Annotated in this window: 15 protein-coding genes; 5 read left to right on the top strand and 10 right to left on the bottom strand. The window is 46.4% G+C overall.

Going from position 1 to position 21,315, the window contains the following annotated elements; translation table 11 throughout:
* Positions 1 to 94: 94 nt before the first annotated feature.
* Positions 95 to 793, top strand: coding sequence for a 5'-methylthioadenosine/S-adenosylhomocysteine nucleosidase (mtnN, locus tag D1Z90_RS15020; protein WP_119911601.1), 699 nt, complete (start codon positions 95 to 97; stop codon positions 791 to 793).
* Between the two features lie 8 nt (positions 794 to 801).
* Positions 802 to 1,809 carry a cobalamin biosynthesis protein CobD/CbiB gene (locus tag D1Z90_RS15015; protein WP_158587152.1) on the top strand — a complete coding sequence of 336 codons (1,008 nt, stop codon included), beginning with the start codon at positions 802 to 804 and terminating at the stop codon, positions 1,807 to 1,809.
* 84 nt (positions 1,810 to 1,893) lie between these two features.
* On the opposite strand, the gene D1Z90_RS15010 is transcribed toward D1Z90_RS15015, so the two are convergent.
* The 8 genes from D1Z90_RS15010 to D1Z90_RS14975 form a co-directional block, all read right to left on the bottom strand.
* A complete protein-coding gene (locus D1Z90_RS15010; protein WP_119911599.1) occupies positions 1,894 to 2,217 on the bottom strand; it encodes a hypothetical protein in 324 nt (107 codons plus the stop codon).
* A gap of 21 nt (positions 2,218 to 2,238) precedes the next feature.
* Positions 2,239 to 3,582, bottom strand: a complete 1,344-nt coding sequence (locus tag D1Z90_RS15005; protein ID WP_232525267.1) for a peptidoglycan DD-metalloendopeptidase family protein — start codon at positions 3,580 to 3,582, stop codon at positions 2,239 to 2,241.
* Between the two features lie 91 nt (positions 3,583 to 3,673).
* Positions 3,674 to 4,141, bottom strand: coding sequence for a nuclear transport factor 2 family protein (locus tag D1Z90_RS15000; RefSeq protein WP_119911598.1), 468 nt, complete (start codon positions 4,139 to 4,141; stop codon positions 3,674 to 3,676).
* Between the two features lie 9 nt (positions 4,142 to 4,150).
* On the bottom strand, positions 4,151 to 4,771 hold the full coding sequence (locus D1Z90_RS14995) for a trimeric intracellular cation channel family protein (RefSeq protein ID WP_119911597.1): 621 nt from the start codon (positions 4,769 to 4,771) through the stop codon (positions 4,151 to 4,153).
* Between the two features lie 116 nt (positions 4,772 to 4,887).
* Positions 4,888 to 8,019 (bottom strand): efflux RND transporter permease subunit, encoded by a 3,132-nt coding sequence (locus D1Z90_RS14990; RefSeq protein WP_119911596.1) that lies wholly within the window; start codon positions 8,017 to 8,019, stop codon positions 4,888 to 4,890.
* Entirely contained in the window at positions 8,016 to 9,137 is a 1,122-nt protein-coding gene (locus D1Z90_RS14985; RefSeq protein WP_119911595.1) for an efflux RND transporter periplasmic adaptor subunit, read from the bottom strand. Before D1Z90_RS14985 ends, D1Z90_RS14990 begins: the two co-directional genes overlap by 4 nt.
* A gap of 294 nt (positions 9,138 to 9,431) precedes the next feature.
* Positions 9,432 to 9,782: an iron-sulfur cluster insertion protein ErpA gene (erpA, locus tag D1Z90_RS14980; protein ID WP_119911594.1), complete on the bottom strand. Its 351-nt coding sequence runs from the start codon at positions 9,780 to 9,782 to the stop codon at positions 9,432 to 9,434.
* A gap of 65 nt (positions 9,783 to 9,847) precedes the next feature.
* On the bottom strand, positions 9,848 to 10,525 hold the full coding sequence (locus tag D1Z90_RS14975) for a DUF6776 family protein (protein ID WP_147378776.1): 678 nt from the start codon (positions 10,523 to 10,525) through the stop codon (positions 9,848 to 9,850).
* A gap of 219 nt (positions 10,526 to 10,744) precedes the next feature.
* On the opposite strand from D1Z90_RS14975, the gene hemL reads away from it, so the two are divergent.
* Positions 10,745 to 12,025, top strand: coding sequence for a glutamate-1-semialdehyde 2,1-aminomutase (gene hemL, locus D1Z90_RS14970; protein ID WP_119911592.1), 1,281 nt, complete (start codon positions 10,745 to 10,747; stop codon positions 12,023 to 12,025).
* A 303-nt stretch (positions 12,026 to 12,328) separates the two neighbouring features.
* Positions 12,329 to 14,773 (top strand): beta-mannosidase, encoded by a 2,445-nt coding sequence (locus D1Z90_RS14965; RefSeq protein WP_119911591.1) that lies wholly within the window; start codon positions 12,329 to 12,331, stop codon positions 14,771 to 14,773.
* A gap of 1,050 nt (positions 14,774 to 15,823) precedes the next feature.
* On the opposite strand, the gene mrcB is transcribed toward D1Z90_RS14965, so the two are convergent.
* Entirely contained in the window at positions 15,824 to 18,202 is a 2,379-nt protein-coding gene (mrcB, locus tag D1Z90_RS14950) for a penicillin-binding protein 1B (protein ID WP_119911588.1), read from the bottom strand.
* 9 nt (positions 18,203 to 18,211) lie between these two features.
* On the bottom strand, positions 18,212 to 20,662 hold the full coding sequence (gene hrpB / locus D1Z90_RS14945) for an ATP-dependent helicase HrpB (RefSeq protein WP_158587151.1): 2,451 nt from the start codon (positions 20,660 to 20,662) through the stop codon (positions 18,212 to 18,214).
* A gap of 76 nt (positions 20,663 to 20,738) precedes the next feature.
* Between hrpB and thpR the strand changes: the two genes are divergently transcribed.
* Positions 20,739 to 21,302: an RNA 2',3'-cyclic phosphodiesterase gene (gene thpR / locus D1Z90_RS14940; protein WP_119911586.1), complete on the top strand. Its 564-nt coding sequence runs from the start codon at positions 20,739 to 20,741 to the stop codon at positions 21,300 to 21,302.
* Positions 21,303 to 21,315 lie beyond the last annotated feature (13 nt).

Genomic DNA, 21,315 nt, shown 5'->3' with positions numbered 1-21,315 from the left:
CTGAAGACGCCATCTTACTCTGTTAACAGCATTTTTCTGCTCTGGCTTTGTGCTAAGATCTACTTAATTTGAACCTGAAGTAGAAATCTGAACTATGAAAATTGGCATTATTGGCGCCATGGAACAAGAAGTGGCCATTCTTCGCGAGCAACTGACTGACGTAGACACCTTAGCAATTGCGGGTTGTGAATTTTACGCAGGCAAGCTTCACGGCGTTGAGGTGGTATTAACGAAATCAGGCATAGGTAAAGTAGCCGCTTCCGTGGCTACCACCTTACTATTAGAACGTTACCAACCAGACGTCATTATTAACACTGGCTCTGCAGGAGGTTACGATCAAGCCTTGCAGGTAGGTGATGTGGTGATCTCTTCTGAAGTACGCCACCATGACGTAGATTTAACCGTGTTCGGCTATGAAATGGGCCAATGTGCGCAGCAACCTGCGGCATTTATTCCTGCCAGTAACTTAGTGGATGTAGCGAAGCAAAGCATTGCAGCAATGAGTGACGCGGTCAAAGTAGTTGAAGGTTTAATTTGTACCGGCGACAGCTTTATGGCCGATCCGGCAAAAGTAGAATATGCTCGCACCAATTTCCCTACCATGGCCGCGGTAGAAATGGAAGCGGCTGCAATTGCGCAAGTTTGTCATCAATTCTCAGTTCCGTTTGTGGTGATCCGTTCTTTATCTGATATTGCAGGTAAAGAGTCAGGCCAATCATTTGAAGAATACCTCGTCGTAGCAGCGAAACATTCAAGCGAAATGGTTGCCAACATGGTGCAGCGTTTAACTTAATGGCGAGTATGTCTGAGTTAAGTTTGTCATTTTTACCCCAGCTGGCCTTTCTGGCTGCGGTAATGTGCTCGATGTTCATCAACTTACCTCAGACGCTTCACCCCATGAACCTGGCACACCTTGGCTTGCAAATACTCGGCAACAAGGTGGCCAACCCTTCTCACAGTCAATCACAACAAAAAGTGGCAGGACTACTGGCTTTGCTGGTGGTGTGTGTTCCCAGTTTGGCGTTAATGATCGCATTGCAACAAGTGGTCTTTTTTCCTGGCTTGTTGGAGTTTGTGGTGCTGCTGTGCATGTTGGAATGGCGCGGCGTGGTTAAACGCTTTGATCGGGTGCGTGAACATTGCGTCATCGTCAATAAAACCCAAGCCAGAAACCACCTCAACGATATTACCCTGCGGGAAGTAGACGGTTTATCTTTACTTGGCATTCAAAAAGCCGCCACCGAGTCGCTCACCTTACAGCTTTCAGGGCGTTGGTTTTTTGTGGTGTTTTGGTATTTAGTGGGCGGCATTTACGCCGCTTTATTGTGCCGCATCATGCAACTTTGCGCCTACAGTTGGAACCAAAAAAAACACCGCTACCACGCATTTGGCACATGGCCTCGTCAGCTTTATGGCGTGTTAGCATGGCTGCCAAACTTAGCCTTGTCATTGACGCTGTTGTGTTATGGCAATACCCTATACGGCTTAAAAAACGTGTTTCGACAGGGGGCAACTTGGCCGCTCTTTAGCTCAGGTCTGGTGCTCTCAGCCATGGCTAGTAGCTTACAAATACAGCTGGGCGGGTTAAGAGTATATGAAACGATTCAAATGCGTTTTGCCTTAGTGGGCACAGGCCAAAGTATTCAGGTGCAACACCTAGATAAAGTAAAGCAGCGCCTCAAACAAGCCGCTTGGTTTTGGCTGATTGCATACTGTTTGGTGCATATTAGCTGGTGGCTCATTACCCAAAATGCCCCTACAGACTTGTCTCCACTGGACTTTCCTTCGAACCAGTATTCTCCGCTTTAGCGCTTTGTAATAAACTCGGATGTCATCGCACTTTTTATTGGCTGTTATGCGTTACTGATAAGCAATAACCACGGCGCACCATAACTAGGTTGATGGCCACCCAAGCAATGAGTCGGTGATAGATAACACAATTCTTTCACCATTATCTTCTATTTCAGCAATAACACCTTGATACCTAGAAAGTCTCTCGTCTTTAGCCGTTTCAACGATGACCTGAGTGACCGTCTTGAGTACAAGTTTAAACGATGGGCTCTCAGCACTGCTGACACCGGACTTTGACAAGAAATAGCGAATGAGGGGTTCGGGAGTGTGCTTCCCAGCCAAGCTGAGAATAAATAAAGGGACCCTCACGTCTGTTTTGACTTTACCTGAAGTAAGTTCAGTCACTTGAACACGAAATAGCGGCAAAGGTTCCCTTATATTTTGTGGTTAATTAGCCATCGCTAAACTAAAGCGTTTTTGGTTATTTAAGCTTTGCATAAAAGGCTGAGAATAAGCAATAAAGTCAGCTTTTGGTTGCCCCTCAAGGGACTGGGCTTCTGGTAATTTAACGGTTTTAGGGTTTTTATGAAAGCCAGAAACCAAGAACTCGTAATGTAAATGCGCCCCGGTTACACGGCCGGTTGCTCCCACCGTGCCAATCAAGTCGCCTTGACCCACTCGTTGACCCTTTTTTACCTTACGCTTATTCAAGTGCAAATACTTAGTCACGTAAATTTCACTGTGCTTAATCACCACGTAGTTACCATTAAACTGATTGTAACCTGAACGAATGATCTTACCGTCACCCGCAGCAACCACTGGCGTACCTGTTCGCGCCGCGTAATCTATCCCCCGATGAGCCCGCACTTTCCCAGTCACAGGATGCTTGCGCCTTGGGTTAAAATTAGAGCTAATGTATTTAAAGTTAACCGGTGCACGCAGAAAGGCTTTACGCATGGCCTTGCCTTCTGGGGTATAGAAGTTGCCGTCTTCACTGCGTACAGCCTGAAACACGTCGCCTTGATTAATAAATTCGGCGGCTAAAATATTGCCGGTCTTGATGTATTCGCCATTGGCGTATTGCTCTTCAAACAACACTGCGAAACTGTCGCCCGCACGAATGTCTAAGGCAAAATCGACGTCCCAACCAAATACATTCGCTAAGTCCATAATGAGGCCGGCATCGAGGCCACCATTGATACCGGCATTCCAAAAATTCGACACAATATCAGCGCGAGCGAAATTCACTCGGGTTTCAAGCTCCATGGTCTCAATGGCGGTTTCAAATTGGCCTTCAACACGACTGACTACTAAAGTTTCCGTGCGTGAAAAGGGGTAACGCACAAACATTAATTGCTCACCTTCGCTAATAAACTCGATGGCATCTCCTGGACGCATTTTTCTGAGTTTATGGGCATCACCGCCAAGGTTATCAATTTTATAAGACAGGCCTAAACTAAAACCGCCGCGTTTGAAAATCGACGATAGATTATCCCCTTTTTGAACAATCAAAGTTTGGTGGGTGAGATTACTTTGCGCTATCTCCACGTCGGTGGGCGCCTCATCGTTGTTAATGACTAAAGCCTTCGACAATGGCAGTTCATAGCTCACGCCTACTTGGTATTTCTGCTCACCTGGTTGAAGCTGCAATAAATCTGGGTCAGTAATACCAGAGGTTGATAAGGTGGTGTCATCAGCCGCAGTTGCAGGCAGTAAAAACAGTACACAAGAAAAACAGACAATGCCGCTAACTAAATACAGCGACTTACTCGATAAGAATGCTCGCATCATAAAAATCACAATTGAAAAAACCAAACGCTTGATTTTAGCGAGCCAAGGGGCTAATGGCGAATAAGGATCAAGACTTAGATCGCAAATATCATTACTGATTCAGCACTTCGGGGGTCAAATTTTCATAATCGAAGTAATCACGGTGCTCGGTGATGATATTTTCTTTTTCATCTACACTGAGCACGGTCACCGCAGGAACGCTAAACTGGATGGTTTGATTGGGATAGCCGTACAAATCCCCAGCACCTTTGTAATGATACTGGCCGATAAAAACCGCTGTTTTCTTAGCGATAAAAAAACGCTCTTGCTCAAAGCGATACGTTTCAATACCTGCGGTGCTCAAACGCAAAAATTCAATAATGCTGCGTTTACCTGTGTAAGTTTTAGAAGCGGTTTTATCAATCAATTTACTGCTATCGTTCAAGTACTCTGATAACTGAGCGTAATCCGTCGCTAGCAATAAGCCCATGTAACGCTGTGCTAATTGTTTGCGTTGAGCTTGTTTGTCAGCCCATGCAGTTGGACTCAGCAATATACAAAGTAGCAGTAAAAACTTCACTTGTTCTCCTTAACGGCGCAAGTTAAACACAGGCAAAGACAAGTGCCATTTCAGCGCGGCAAGACGCAAGCTTAGCGTGCCTATCATGGCAATACCTAGCGCCCAACTTGCATTGACACCTAAGGCGATGCTTCCAGTGTACAATAGGCCGCCGAGGATCGAGGCCGTCGCATAAATTTCTTTTTGCAGCACTAGAGGGATTTGACCAGCCAGTAGGTCACGGATCATACCGCCAGCAACCCCAGTGGTAACGCCCATAACGACGGCAACCACCGCTGGTAACTCATACGATAACGCTTTTTCCGCGCCAATTACGGTAAATAGAGCCAAACCAAAGGCATCGAGTAACGGCAATAAAAAGCTGGGTAAATGGTGGGCTTTTCGCGCTGAAATCATGCTGATCACGGCGGTGGCAAATATCACGTACAAATAAGTAGTATCGTGGATCCAAAAAACCGGGGTGGCACCAATGACCATATCTCGAATGGTCCCGCCCCCAATCGCCGTCACTGAAGCGAGCACCACCACACCAAACGGGTCCATTTTTAAGCGGCCAGCAACCAGCACGCCAGAAATGGCGAACACAATACAGCCCAGTAGATCTGAAAAATAAACGAATTGCTCTAACATATTTAAAGGTGTTGCTGAAAATTTGCCGCGATTTTACCCTAAGCCTGTCAAAATTATTATCCTTTAGATAAAAAAAACGAGGCCCCATGACCTCGTTAACTTTAGCTTATGCCAGGCTATGTGGTTTCAGCTAAAGGTTTATAAGGCTGTTTTCCCATTAACCGATGTAACTTTGTTCCTAGCATCAATAAACAAGGGGTAAGTACCAAAGTTAATATTGTCGCAAAAGCCAAACCACCGGCAATCGCGGTGCTTAATTGCGACCACATTTGCGTTGTCGGCGCGCCAAACTCAATCAAGCGCGATAACAAATCAATGTTTACCTCTAACACCATGGGCATGAGGCCTAAAATGGTTGTCACTGTGGTCATTAATACTGGGCGTAAGCGCTGGGCGCCGGTACGTAAGATAGCTTCGACTGCATCCATGCCTTTAGACCTGAGGTGGTTATAAGTGTCAATCAGTACAATATTGTTATTCACCACAATGCCCGCCAAGGCAATTACGCCGATGCCGCTCATCACAATACCAAATGGACGCTGGGCAATAAGCAGGCCTAAAAACACGCCAACGGTTGAGAACAGCACCGCACTTAAGATTAAACCAGCCTGATAGAAAGAGTTAAATTGAGTCACCAAAATGATGGCCATTACGGAGAGTGCCACCATAAACGCCTTGGATAAAAAGGCTGATGCTTCGTCTTGGTCCTCGTTTTGACCACGAATTTTCACGTCGATACGCGGGTCAATAGACAGCTTGGCTAACTCTTCTTTAAGCTTAGGCAATACCAGGCTTAAGTTTTCATCACCGGCCATGTCGGCGCCCACTGTGATTGACTTTTTACCATCCACTTTATGAATTGTCGCTTGCTTTTGGCCGGCTTCAATTTCAACAAAATTGGAAATAGGCACTTGCCCGACCGCCGTTTTAATGCGTAGTTCATCTAATCGGGTGAGGCTGCGTTTATCTTCAGGAAAACGAACACGAATATCGAGCTCATCATCAACGTCGTCTGGGCGATACTCACCCAGCTTTAAGCCCGACGTTATAAATTGCACCGAGCTGCCCACTAATGCGGCGTCGGCACCAAACCGCGCCGCGTCTGCACGGTCTACATTTATTAACCACTCAATGCCAGGTTTCGGCCCATTATCTTCGATATTGATAAACTTGCCTGACTGCTGCAGCTTTTGTCGCAACAACTTAGCCGCAGGATCTAACAGTTCGCTAAAACGAGAGCTTATTTCAATCTCTAAGTCTTTTTCAGAAGGCGGTCCGTTTTGGTCTTTTTTGATGACAATATCAACGCCGGCGATATGCGCCGTTTTTTGATAAATGTCAGCAATCACTTCATCAGCCTTACGACGCTGGTTCCATTCAAACAAATTAACCCGAAAGGTGCCTATCAGGTCGGTATTACCCTCGACCGAGCCGGTTTTAACCACTAAGGTTTCAATGTCTTCCATGCCCAGTACTTGCTCTTCAATCTCGGCCATAAGGGCATCTTTTTCATAGATGGATAAATCCCCAAACGAGCGCACCTTAATATTAAACCCTACCGGTTCCATTTGTGGGAAGAAATTCACCCCAAGGTGTGAGCTGCCATAAGCGAACATCACCGCGACAGAAAATATGATAGCGCCAATTAACACCATTACAGGACGCTTGATCGCAGCATTCAAAAAACGAACATACTTACCGGTAAAGCCCGGTAAAGACAAAATATCGCCCCCTTCCGCTTGCAACATAGATTGCTGGGTTTTCACGCTTACCGGTCTGGCTTTGCCAAAAATGCCCCCAAGGGTAGGCACAAACACCAATGCCATGAATAACGAAGCGGTTAAGGTCGCAATCAGGGTCAGCGGTAAATATTGCATGAACTGCCCCATGATCCCTGGCCAGAACAATAGAGGTGCAAAAGCGGCCAAGGTGGTAGCTGTAGAAGCCGTAATAGGCCAAGCCATGCGTTGTGCGGCGAGTTTGTAGGCTTGTTTTTTACCCATGCCTTCGGACATTTCGCGGTCGGCGTATTCGGTGACAACAATGGCACCGTCTACCAGCATGCCCACGGCCATAATGAGGGCAAACATCACCACGATATTAATGGTCATGCCAAACAGTGCTAAGACCAAAATTCCGGTTAAAAAAGAGCCTGGGATAGAGATTCCCACTAACGCTGCACTGCGCACGCCAAGGATCGCGATAATGACTATTACCACCAAGACAATGGCAGACATCACGTTAGCTTGTAGCTCACCCAACATGTTTTTAACGTCTTTTGATTGGTCGCCAGCAAAGTCTACCTTGATAGAGTTAGGCCACCACTCGCTTTCTTTGGCCACCAAAGCGCGAACTTTCTCGGCCGTGGAAATAATATTTTCTCCAGGTCGCTTGACTATCTCTAACGCTAACGTGGGTTGGCCGTTGACTCTGGCAAAAGACTCAGGGTCTTTAAAGGTGCGTCGAATCGTCGCAACATCAGCAAACGTCACCACCTTATCGCCGTCGACCTTGATGGGTAAGCTCATCACGTCACGTATGTTATTAAATACCGAAGGCACCTTCACCGGGAATCGCCCCACCCCTGTGTCCATGGTGCCTGCTGCTACCAGTTGGTTATTGCGCGAAACCAATTGGAAAATATCGCCCGTATCAAGGTTGTAACTCTCAAGTAACAACGGATCGACCAAAATTTCCACCATGTCTTCTCGATCACCTTGCAGCTTTACTTCAAGGACTTCGCGCATGCCTTCAATTTTGTCTTGTAAGTCTCGACCTATCGCTACCAATGCGCGTTCCGGCGCCGAGCCCGATATCAACACGGTTAATGCCGGGTTCATACTGGCAAAGGTGACTTCATTAACCGTAGGTTCATCGGTACCGTCAGGCAATTTCGCTTTCGCAAGACTGACTTTTTCCCTTACGTCCGCCAGCGCTTGCTTGACGTTAATGCCAACGTTGAATTCCATGGTAATGGAGCCATGGCTTTCAACTGCGGTTGACTTCATCTCCTTAATGCCTTCAATGCCTTTGAGTTCTTGCTCCATCGGCCGCAGTAATAGGCGTTCGGCATCTTCAGGCGAAATGCCCTCGTGATGAATAGACACGTATAAGAAAGGCACTTCAATGTCAGGATCAGATTCTTTTGGGATCCCCACGTATGTGATAGCTCCCGCCACTAACAGCAAGAGCAAAATCATGATTATGGTTCTGGCACGCGCGAGAGCGCCATCAATCACAGTGATCACAGTTGTGTCTCCGTTGCTGCTGCATCTTGCGCGGTCACCGCTGAAACTTTATCACCAGGATTCACAAAGCCTTGACCAACAGTGATGACAGTAACCTCTTGCTCAAAGCCGGCTAACCACACCCCGTCTTCTTCAGCTTTGATGACCTTAATCGGTGAAAACACCACTCGGTCTTGCTCTACCGATTTAATTCCTAGGTTCCCGTCATCGTCCAATGCCAGCACTGCAGGTGTCACTTTAATGCCCGCGGTCTCTTCCAGCGGCACTTCTAACTCAGCGCTTAAACCTGCCAACAGGCTGTTATCTGGGTTTTCAATTGCCACCTCAATACGGAATGTATTGGTAGCCGGGCTCGAAACAGATGAAATATAACGAATACTGCCAGCAAGGGCAGAGCCATCAATCAATTCAACGTGAGCTTTTTGCCCTAAAGACAAGCCGGTAATGTTTTTCTCGGTGACATCACCGACAACAATTAAAGGGTCGATGTCTGAAATTTGTGCCACAGGGTCACCAATCGCAAGGTAATCCCCTACTTCAACCATGCGCTCATTTAAAATGCCGGTTAGCGGCGCTTTAATCAGGGTTTTATCGATTTGCAAGGTTAACGCCGCCACGTTCGCTTTGGCATCAATCAATGACGCTTCAGCTTCAGCTAGACGGGCTCGGCCTTGAAAGCCTTTTTGGTTCAGTTTTTTAACGCCGTCATATTCTATTTGGCGCTGCCTTAGCATGGCATTGGCTTTGTCTAGTTGAGATTGCCTGTCATTCATTTCTAAGCGTACAATCGGATCCCCTTGCTGAACCATGGCGCCACGTTTAGCAAATACTTGCACCACTTGCCCACTGACTTCGGCGCCAATTCTTGCGTTACGATTTGGCTCAGTACGGCCATACAAGGTTAAGGTTTTGGTCACAGGCTGCGGGCTAAACTGCTTGACCCTTACCGTAGTAACCATTTCTTCAACATCAGCATTGTCTGTTGAGCTGACATCGGGCTGCGCCGATTGCGCAGGGTTGCCACTGGCCATCCAAGCCACTAAGAAGACAGTGAGTATAATAGCGATGAAATAAGGACGGGTTGCAATTGCATTGAGAAAGGAATTCGCGCCAGCCATGACAATCTCCCTGTGATAGGCGTGATAAATGTACACTCCTTGAATGAGCGACAGCACACCTTACCCCAAATTGACTTTAAATGGCAGTCACTTTTGACTACCTATTTGATATAAAACAATCACTTTTAGACAAAGCACTCAAATGATAATAGCTCTCAATCAAATAAATGATACGCATCTCAAAGCGTTACCTAGCCATTAGACTGCAAGCGTTTTGTCAATGGCTCGCCCGTATTAAAGGCACAAAAAAACCACCCCAAGGGGTGGTTTAATTATCGTTTCTACAGCGCAGTATTAAACGCTAAAGCTAGATCCACAACCACAGGTTGCTGTCGCATTTGGGTTGTTGACCAAAAAGCGTGAACCTTCTAAGCCTTCGGTATAATCAACGGTACCGCCAACCAAATACTGTAGGCTCATTGAATCGACGACCATGGACACGCCATCGTTATCTACGACGGTATCACCTTCATTTACCTTTTCATCAAAGGTAAAACCGTATGAGAAACCAGAGCAACCGCCACCCGTGACGTAAACCCGTAAGTTCAAATCTGGGTTCTCTTCTTCGGTGATCAATCTTTTTACTTTATTTGCTGCTGCATCACTGAAATAAATCGGTAATGCTGTTTCTACACCTGTCGACATATTTAACCTCTGTCTCACTACATGGGGTGATTATCTAATACCTGAGTAAACAGTTCAAGTATTGCTCACTCTGGCATGATGTCAGACCAGATGTATTTAGCAGACCACTGTTCACCCTTGTACGCGCTATCAGGCTTAAGATCCAACGCCAGCTCAACTTCAATCGGGTTGAAACCTGCGGGCAACCTGACCTTACCTTCAAAAATTTGAAAATAAGTAAAGTCGATAGCGAGGCTGTCTTTTTGCCGTATGCTGGTTTGCTCCAAAGGCAGCTCAATTTTGTCATTGCCTTTCGAACCCATGATGGTAAAAGTAGCATCACCATTAATTGCACGCCTATTTTTCGCTAGCTGCACCAACACCAAGCGATAATTAAAGTCCCCTGTTGCCAGCTTATCAAATTCAAAGCTATCAATGGCAACGCCGCCAACCATTAACTCGGGCGAGAGTACTTTTTGGTAAAAAGTCAGTTCCTTGCGTAACTCAAACACATTCATTTGCGTGGTTTTGAGGTCTTTACTGAGGCGTTCAACCGTGGCTTTTTCGGTTTCGATTTCAGTTTCTTTTACCGCTAAAGTAAAATTGGCATTTTCCAGCTTAACGCTGAGCTCTTTGATTTGTTGATTGAGTTTATCAACGACTTCAATACTGCCAACCTGATCTCTTTCACCATAGATAAAGCCCATTCCTACGCCGGCGGCCAACAATATTACCCACCAAGTAAGGCTAATCAATCGTTTCACGTTCATTACTCTTTTTGTTCGGCAAAGTACTTATAACAAGTTGAAATATTTTGCCTATTTTTGCGTCATTGTCGCCGCTATCATAGCAAAAATGGCCTTATAACGCTGCTTAAAATTCCGCTTCTGAAAAAAGCTCAATTTCTGTTTCGGAATCAGAGGGGGTTTTTGCTATATTGCAGCCATGTTTCTATCTGCAACCTATACAATGCAAGGATTATCATGAGTCAATCAGAGCGCCTGTTCGAGCTAGCTAAAAAACGTATTCCGGGAGGCGTTAACTCGCCCGTTCGAGCTTTCAACGGTGTCGGCGGCTCGCCGCTTTTTATCAAACAAGCTAACGGCCCATACTTGATTGACGCAGACGACCAAGCTTACATCGATTACGTGGGTTCATGGGGGCCTATGGTATTAGGCCACAATCACCCTGCGATTAAAGAAGCGGTTTTAGCGGCCGTGGAAAACGGTCTCAGTTTTGGTGCGCCAACTGAAATCGAACTGCAAATGGCCGAAAAAGTCAGCGAGTTAGTGCCTTCTATGGAACAAGTGCGCATGGTAAGTTCAGGCACAGAAGCCACCATGAGCGCCATTCGCTTAGCGCGAGGTTACACCCAACGTGATAAAATCATTAAATTTGAAGGTTGTTACCATGGCCATGCCGATTCCTTGTTGGTAAAAGCAGGCTCTGGCGCGTTAACTCTGGGCCAACCAAATTCACCGGGTGTGCCCGCAGATTTCGCTCAGCATACATTAACCGCCACCTTTAATGATCTCACCTCAGTAGAAGCATTATTTGAAGCCTACCCTGAACAAGTGGCGTGTATCATTGTTGAACCTGTTGCGGGCAACATGAACTGTATTCCGCCACAAGCGGATTTCTTGCCAGGCCTGCGCGCGTTATGTGATAAATACCAAGCAGTACTGATTTTCGATGAAGTAATGACAGGTTTTCGTGTGGCCCTTGGCGGTGCGCAAGCTTACTATAACATCACACCTGACCTGACTACCTTAGGTAAAATTATTGGCGGCGGCATGCCGGTTGGCGCCTTCGGTGGTAAAACCGAAATTATGCAATACATTGCGCCTACCGGTCCTGTGTATCAAGCAGGTACACTCTCGGGTAACCCGGTAGCAATGAGCGCAGGATTAGCGGCCTTAGAACAACTCAGCGTGCCCGACTTACACCAAGCATTAACCGAAAAAACGGCGTATTTAGCAACCGGCTTAAAACAGGCCGCAGACGACGCGGGTATCGCTTTAAGTGTCAACTATGTTGGCGGTATGTTCGGCTTTTTCTTCAGTGAAGAAGCAAACATCAGCACTTACGCTCAAGTTGCACAGTGCGATATTGAACGTTTCAAACGCTTTTACCACCTGATGTTGGAACAGGGGGTATATCTTGCACCTTCAGCTTATGAAGCAGGCTTTTTATCCACGGCGCATAGCCAACAAGATCTGGATAAAACAATTGCAGCAGCGGCTCATTGCTTTAAGCAGTTGTAACATACTCTTCCCGCCTTTATCGCAAAGGCGGGAATTCATCTCGTCACGCCACCTCAATTTCGCTGTAAAATTTATCACTTCATTTGATACCTTGTCGTTCTACTTTTCTCTTAAACGAAGCTGCATCAGGCATGACAAACAAGCGCGTTTTAAGCATGCTTTCACCGGCCTGTATTGATAGGGGTTATCCCTTACTTTACCTCTGCATTTTTTCGCTTAATGTTGAACTTACCGCTCGTTTATTTACTAAGCTTTATCGAGCGAAGATTTCTTTCATCACAAATAAAATCAATGAGATGACTTATGACAAACGTGCTTGAGCTTGCTGGAAAATGGTTATTAACCCACCTTGATGGCAATACGCCAGAGTGTGCCATTACCATTCCTGGGGATATACATAGTGCCTTATTAGATGCCGGTCACATTCCTGACCCTTACCAAGGCAAAAACGAGACCCAAGTTCAATGGGTTGCAGAAGCTAAATGGCAGCTAAGCCGTCACTTTGAAGTGTCAGCCGATTTACTGGCCAACCAACAAATAGAGTTAACTCTGGATGACGTCGACACCTTTGCCAATGTTTATCTCAACGATCAACTTGTGATGCAAACCGGGAACCTGTTTTTACGTCACATCAAAGACGTTAAGCCCTTCCTGCAACTTGGCGAAAACAGCATTCGTATTGAATTTAGGCCCGTCGCTGAAGTGGCCGCGCAACGCGCTGAACAGTTACCCTTTCCTGTACCTTGGGCGGTAGGCAACAACCAAGTACCGCATATGAATACCGTGCGTAAAGCTCAATGTCATGCCGGTTGGGACTGGGGTATATGCTTGTTAGTTGCCGGTATTTATAGCGTGCCTAAGCTGCGTCCCTGTCAGCAAGTTAGCTTGCGCTATCTTAGCCACACGCAAGCTTTTAACGATCAAGGGTGTCGTTTAGCTGTGAGCATTAACTGCCACGCTTATCAAGACCAACAACAAACGTTTGCGCTTAATTTTGACCAACAAGACTATTCACAAACGGTCAACTTAGTGGCCGGTGATAATACCATTGAGTTCGAAATTGACGTTAAGCAACCAAAGCTTTGGTGGCCAGTGGGTTACGGTGAGCAACCTCTATACGCATTATCAGTTGCCTGCGCAGGTCAATCACTTGAACAGCATATAGGATTGCGTCAACTCGAGCTTATTACCCAAGATGATGACACGGGGACTAGCATGCTGTTTCGCGTCAATGGCAGAGACATTGTTTGTAAAGGCGCAAACTGGATCCCCGCTGATGCGCTACCGAGCCGCGCGACTGAAGCAAAAATGGCTAAACTGCTTAACGACGCCAAAGCCGCCAATATGAATATGATCCGTGTTTGGGGCGGCGGCGTGTATGAATCTGATGCATTTTACCGTCAGTGTGACCAATTAGGCTTACTGGTGTGGCAAGACTTGATGTTTGCCTGCGCCCAATACCCTTCCACCAATGCGTTTATTGAAGAAGTGTCACAAGAAGTACAACACCAGTTAAAGCGCTTACAGCACCACCCCTGTATTGCCCTGTGGTGCGGCGATAACGAAGTGATAGGTTCAATTACTTGGTACCCCGAATCTCGAGAAAATCCACAAAAATATATCGTTAACTACGACAGATTAAACCGCAGCCTAGAGCACAATGTCGCGCTGACCGATGATAGCCGTCGCTTTTGGCCAAGTTCTCCTTGTAATGGAGAGCTCGACTTTGGTGATGCATGGCACGACGATAACAAAGGGGATATGCATTACTGGGATGTGTGGCATTCAGGTAAATCGTTTTCAGCATACCTTGAGGTTAACCCACGCTTTTGCTCTGAGTTTGGTTACCAATCGCTGCCATCTCTGGCAACCGTTAAAACCTTTGCTAAAGAAACTGATTGGAACGTTACGGCGCCAGTGATGGAATGGCACCAACGCAACCAAGGTGGTAACTCAAAAATTGTAGAAATGTTTACCCGTTGTTTCCGCTTCCCACAAGGCTTTGACAACTTTCTATATCTCAGTCAGGTGCAGCAAGCGCTGGCAATCAAAACGGCTTCGGAATATTGGCGCTCCACCAAGCCTATTTGCATGGGCATTCTATATTGGCAGTTGAATGACGTTTGGCCGGTTGCGTCTTGGTCAAGCATTGAGTACAGCGGCCGCTGGAAACAGTTGCACTACCATGCAAAGCGCTTTTTTGCGCCGTTATTGGTTACCTTTGTCAGCAAAGCCGGTAAAGTCGAAATTAAGCTAGTCAGTGATTTAGCAGACGATGTATCACTCACAGGTCAGCTCACTAAATATGACTTTAATGGCCGCGAAATCGAAACTAACACATTAAATGTTGTAAGTAAGGCAGACAAAAGCATAGTGATCAGTGAATTTGAGCACCATGGCGATACGGAAGGTTTTTGGCACATTCGCCTGACCGGCGAACACCAAGGTGAAGCTATCATCATAGAAAATGATTTTATCGCCGACCAGTGGAAAGCGTGCGAGCTCGCCAATGCTAATGTGGTTTATCAAGTGAGCGAACGTGCTAATGGCTTTGAAATAAACCTCAGCACAGATGCGCCGGCTTTCTTTTGTCAGCTTGAATCGGCATTCCCTGGCCAATTTAGTGATAACAGCGTGACGCTCCTTGCAGACGAAGTCAGAAGCTTACGCTTTACGCCAGAACAAGCCATCAGTTTAGACGAGTTTAAAACCAGCCTTAGCTTGAAACACCTACGACAAACCTATTAATAGGATCACCAGTTTCAGTAAAGTTGAAAGCCACGCTAGGGCGTGGCTTTTTTGTGCCCAAGCGGAAGGTTTAATGCTAAGCAAGATCTAAAAATAGGTTTGGGCAAGTCTGCAAATGTATTTCAACAGCATAAAAAAAAGGGAGCGTATAAGCTCCCTTTAAAAACCATTTATAGGAAAGGAAATGGTTATAGTAAAATCCACGTATTGTTTATCCCTAAACTAGGTACCACTGCGCTCCTTGCTGCGGCCATTTATATAGTGCGAGGTGCAATCGCTCTATAACCACTAAATTCACTACAGGTGTCTTAACAAACGCTTCAAAAGACTGCCAGAAAAAGATAGCAAATAAGATTGCTCAATCTCTACTCATTCGTTCTTAAATTTCGTTAACAATCATGCAAAAACACGTCAAAAACGTTAAAAATAGACGTCAAAATCGTCAATAAAACTCATAACCACATGAAACAAATGATTAAAAATTATTAATCACCCCCCTTTAGTTAGCGCTATCAAATTATCATAAATAGTGTAATTCACCCATTAAAAGATTGTTTTTAAGTAAACACACACCGACTTTGTCAGATAAGTGCAGCCTTGAGGGGGAACTTGTCCTGCGACTTTTTACATATTTGGGTGGATGGTCTATCAGGCAGGTTACTCTGAATGAAACCGCCTACCCCATACCGGGTGCGAACTCCAACTCCAACCTGTAGAGCACGATTAAAGGCCTGAGTATGGTTCTGACACAATCCCGAGAGCGGTCACAGGCTAGTAAAATACCTTGTCAAACAGCCAGTGAGTACCTTGAGTCAAACCTAAGCCTACAACTGCAAATATCAACAGCCCAACAAGCTTAAATATCGAGTTTGGGAGTTTGGGAGTTTGGGAGTTTGGGAGTTTGGGAGTTTGGGAGTTTGGGAGTTTGGGAGTTTGGGAGTTTGGGAGTTTGGGAGTTTGGGAGTTTGGGAGTTTGGGAGTGTGGGCTTTGACAGCTGAGAGTGAAGCTTTCTCAGCTGTCGTTAATTCACTTTTTGTACAGCAGACCGGCTAGTCAAAAAAGCGGCTAAAAATGTTTTTACGCTTTTTCTCTTTTGGCTCCTCTTCCTTTTCACTACTGGCAAAAGGGTTCGTCCAAATACTGCAAGTTTTTGGCTCGACTAAATGCGTGCGTGCAACTGGCAGGGTTTCTATTCCTTCACAGTTTTCTTCCGCTTGTTGCCCTGTTGCTTTAATAAATGACGCTTTAACAACAGAACTCGGCGCAGAGAGTTGGCTGCTCTTAGGTTGGCGCTGCTTCATGTATTTGGCAAAAATAGGAACCGCCCCTGCTGAGCCCGTTAATCCAGCTGGTTTATTGTCATCTCGCCCAACCCAAACAGACACTAAATCACGATTATCCCAGCCAACAAACCAACTGTCTCTTAACTCATCTGTCGTGCCCGTTTTACCGCCAAACTGATAGCCCGGTAAACGCCAGGTTAAGCTGCGTGCAGTGCCAATTTCAGTGACTTGTTCAAGGTTATACAAGGTCAAATAACTGGCATCAGCAGGTAACACTTGCTCTGCTCGTTCGGACTTTTCATATAACGCCATGCCTTCACCATCGGTGACCGCACGAATGGTGACTAAGGGTTGGTACCGGCCTTGACTCACCAGGGTTTGATACATTTGCGCAATTTGCAGTGGTGACAAAGATAAACTGCCTAGCACTAATGAAGGGTAAGCGTTGATCTGTTTCTCAATCCCCATCCGGTTTAAGGTTTTTACTACGTTATCTATACCCACAGACAAACCTAAGTTCACCGTTGGCACATTGAGCGAGTCAGTTAAGGACTGATGTAGAGACACTTCACCGCGATACTTTTTATCATAGTTCTTCGGTGACCAACTGCTGCCGCTGTTATTTTTGAGGCGGATGGGTTTGTCTTTGAGTCGTGATGCCAAGTTAAACTTACCGGCTAAAGCCGTAAGATAAACCGCAGGTTTAACCAAAGAGCCAATTGGCCTTACCGCGTCCATAGCCCGGTTAAAGCCGGCATATTTAACGTCACGACCGCCTACTAAGGCTATGATTTCACCTTTACGCTTGTCGGTGACCACAATAGCACCTTCTAGGTGACTGAGTTTACGCGCTTTTTCGATTTCCTTTATGCCGTAATGCAAAGCTTCTTCAGCACTTTTTTGAGCCACAGGATCCAGAGAAGTAAACACTCGAACACCCGATTGAATTAACTGCTCATCGCCGACTTTTTCTCGTAGCTCACGCCTGACCAAAGATAAAAATGCCGGCGCGGTTTGCTTTTTCATGGCTCCGCGTTTGATCACACCAACGTCGTGATTCGCCTCTGAATTGTAAGTGTCTTCATCAATTAGATCATTATTGGCCATCAAACGTAAAATCAAGTCTCGCCTGGCCAGAGAACGCTCAGGTGAACGCCAAGGATCGTAATAAGATGGGCCTTTGACCAGTGCCACTAAGTGAGCTATTTGACTGGCTGATATCTCACCAATCGGCCTGCCAAAATAAAACTGGCTGGCTAATCCAAAGCCGTAAACCCCGTTGGCGCCATTTTGCCCTAGGTAGACTTCATTCAAATACGCTTCAATAATGGTGTCTTTGTTGTAGCGAAAATCGATAATCAACGCCATATAAGCTTCTTGCAGCTTACGAATTAATGAACGCTGTCGACTGAGAAAGATATTCTTGGCTAACTGTTGGGTCAGCGTGCTCCCGCCCTGCACGGTTTGGCCCGCTTTAATATTGGCGACTAACGCGCGTCCGATTGCCGGTAAAGATACCCCTTTGTGGTGGTAGAACTGTCTATCTTCCACCAGCAACAAGGTTTCTACCAACAGACTCGGCGTGTCTTCTAAACGCACCATCATACGGTCTTCGGCATTATTGGCGCTCAGGCGATCGATAAGTAAAGGCTCGAGGCGTACATACCCCATCTTTTTATTTTCATCGACCAGCTTAATTTCAGAGATGGTCTTACCTGAAAAGGTGACCAATATACGTCGGTCGGGCTCGGGGCCATCACGAAAATCAAAACCGCGGCGCACTATCTCTAAACGCGTTTTAGACTGTGCGTATTCTCCAGCTCTGCGTGGTTTTTTAACGTAGCGATAATTAAGTAGCTTAAGCTCTTGCACCACCTCTGATTTATTGATTTCAAGGCCGGGATACAAGGTCAAGGGTCGGGCATATATCTGCGCCGGTAATGACCAAATTTGGCCATCCATCTTTTTGCGAATTTTACTGTCTAAATATATGCCATAGACAAACACCGCCGTCACTAAGACCAAGCAAAGCTTTAAACTGGTTTGAAAGAGCCACATCCATGAAATAGGGAACTTACTCTTGGCTTTTTTCTTGCTGCTTTTTTTAGCCGGCGTTCTTTTGACCGGCTTTTTTTTGCTGACCATGCTGCACTCTTAGTTTTTAACGTCCATATACTTTTTGGTTTTGGTTGTAGCGATAGCATTGGCGGGATCATCAGGCCAAAAATGTTTGGGGTAGCGCCCTTTCATTTCTTTTTGCACCGCTTGATAACTGCCCTGCCAAAAACCGGCTAAATCTTGTGTTGTTTGCAATGGTCGCCCTGCAGGAGACAATAACAACACGGTAAGGGCCAACCTGCCCTTTGCCACACTTGGCGTTTCATTCAAGCCAAACATATGCTGCATTTTCACTTCAATTTGTGGTGGCTTGTCGGCATCATAACAAATTCGCGCCTGGCTGCCTGCTGGTGTTACGTAGTAATTTGGCAAAGCGCTATCTAAGGCTTGTTGCTGTGGCCAATCCAGACGCTGTTTTAGCAATGGCAAATAATCCAGCTGTTGTAGCTGTTGTAAGCTCTTAATGTTACCCAAGTAAGGCACCAACCAAAGCTCAACCTCACGCTCTAACGTTGCCAAAGTATAATCTGGCAAGCTTAATTCAGGTAATAGCTGACGCGCAGTATTCACTTTATGAATAAAGCTTAATGCCGCCTCAGAGAAGGGAAGCTTATCAAGGCTGAATAAACCTTGCAGTAATGCTTGCTGTTTTTGAGCTGGTTTAACGTCATTAAGCGGTTGCCTTTGCAACACAATTTTCCCCAGTCGATATTGCCGTTCGGCCACAATTTGTTGTTTTTGTTTGTGCCAAATGACGCTATCGTGCCACTGTAACCAGTGCCCGAGATACGCTTCAATATGTTTGATGTCCAGTGCCGCAGCGCGGTAGATCTGACCATCTCCGCCACGGGGATCCGCCCCGATGTCAGCCACCACGATAAACTTTGCATTATGCCACAGGCTACTCTCACCTTGGGCAGCAAAGCCGCCACTGAGTAACCAAGCGTCAGAGTGGCTTCGCCTAGTGGCGATTCTGTCTGGGAATGCCAATGCTAGTACCAAGCCGATATATTCAAGAGGCAATGCCGGTTTACCTGACAAGCCTAATTGCTGTAAAGCTTGTTGGTAAAGTTTATTTTCGGCTGCCGTCAACCCTTGCTGGCACTCCACCTCAAGATTGCTTTGTCGCGTTTGGCGCTGCAGAATCACCATCGTATTAGCGGCCAAATGAGTGAGTCCTGTTAAGGTATATTCACGCTCTAATTGCTGTGCCGCTAACAGCATATTGGCAATGCGCGGAGGCGCAGAAAAGGCAGCCATGGCTTTGCCATGGGAAGTGATTTTTCCTTGGCCATCAAGTGCCGCCATTTCTTGTAATACATTCACCCCCATTTGCCATCTTGCAGCATTCGGCGCAGTTAGCCACTGCATTTGCTCAGGCTCAGTGACTCCCCATGCGGCGAGCTCTAACACGGTTGCGGTGAGATCTGCGGCGAGGATCTCTGGCGTTAAATGCTTATCTAACGTGCCAAACTGTTCTTGGCTAATCATGCGAAAACATTTACCCGGCGCTAAGCGCCCGGCTCGGCCTAACCTTTGTTTGGCGCTGCCTTGGCTGATATAGCGCGTTTGCAAGCTGCCTATACCGGTTTTATTGTTAAGAATTAAGCGCCTTTCTAGCAGAGAATCTATCACCACTGTGATACCTTCTATGGTCAAACTGGTTTCTGCAATATTGGTGGCTAGTACGACTTTTTGTTGCCCTGATGGCGGCGCAGCAATCGCTTGGCGCTGTTCATTTAACGTAAGCGCGCCATATAATGGGCATACTAAAACATGTCTCGGCAACGCCAGTAATTGTGCTAACTGACTGATTTCTCGTTGCCCAGGTAAAAACACCAACAAATTGCCACTTTCCCCCTCGGCAATCAGTCGGTGCACTAAATTGGCGATGGCACTACTGACTTGATGGCGCGCGGTTACTCCAACGTATTCACAGTTGACCGGATACATTCTCCCTGCACTGGTGAGACACTTCGCGTCTGGAATAAGCGCTAATAAGCTTTGGTTTTCTAACGTGGCCGACATCACCATCAGGCGTAAATCTTCCCTTAGGCCTTGCTGAATATCCAATACCAACGCCAGCCCTAAGTCGCCGTGTAAATTGCGCTCATGAAATTCATCGAAGATAACCATTTGATAATCTGCCAACTCAGGATCAGCTTGAATCAAACGCGTTAGCACCCCTTCTGTAACAATTTCTAGCTGGGTATCAGGGCCCACTTTGGTGTCCCCGCGCATGCGATAGCCGACCTTTTCACCCACTTTTTCACCCAGTTGCTCAGCCAAATAATGAGCGATACTGCGCGCCGCCAAACGCCTAGGCTCCAGCAACAGGATTTTACCGAGATTTGAGTCCAACTCAGATAATAAAAACAAAGGCAAATGGGTCGACTTACCCGCCCCCGTTGGCGCCTCGATGATGATTTGAGTTTGCTGGTTTAAGGCTTGCTTCAATGAAGGGAATATTTCAGAAATAGGTAACACGGGGCATCCAATTTATAACTTTTATCACGGGTTATGGTAACGTAAATCCACGCAATAGTCTGATGCCAATTTATTTATGACCCGCCATCCTCAACATAATGCTCCCGCTGCGCGCCGCTGCTTTTTTGCTTTGGCCGTACCCGAAAAGGTACAGCAACAAGCAATAAACTGGCTCCAAGGCTTGCCCACCGAGGCCAGGTCTCGTCAGGTACCAAAGCAAAATCACCACGTTACCTTGGCTTTCATTGGCAATGTCTCAGCGGCTGAAATACAAGACTTAATTAACGCCATTAATGGCTGGCAATTATCGGCCTTTGAGCTTTGTCTGGATCGCCCGGGGCTATTAGGAAACAGTCATTACCTCACCTGGCAGGCGAGCCAAATCAGTCAGGCCCATCAACAACTGGTGACAACACTGCGTACACTTTGCCGCACGACTTTAGGAGCAGCCTGCCCAGTCGATGATTTCGAATACCTCGCTCACCTTACGCTTCGGCGACACAGTCACCTTGGTGCGTCATTACCAAGCTTTGGCGCGGTGCAATGGCACTGTCAGCAGTTTGCTTTATATCAATCTGATTTAACCGGTGATCAGGCGCAATACCAAGTCATTAAAAGCTGGCCTTTATCCACTTACTAATTTTACACCTCAA

Origin of the sequence: Motilimonas pumila (assembly GCF_003596335.1) — a bacterium.
In the GTDB taxonomy this organism is placed as follows: Bacteria; Pseudomonadota; Gammaproteobacteria; order Enterobacterales; family CBDFNC01; genus Motilimonas; species Motilimonas pumila.
The sequence above is the reverse complement of the archived record's forward strand: the minus strand, read 5'-3'. Positions and strand labels throughout refer to the sequence as shown.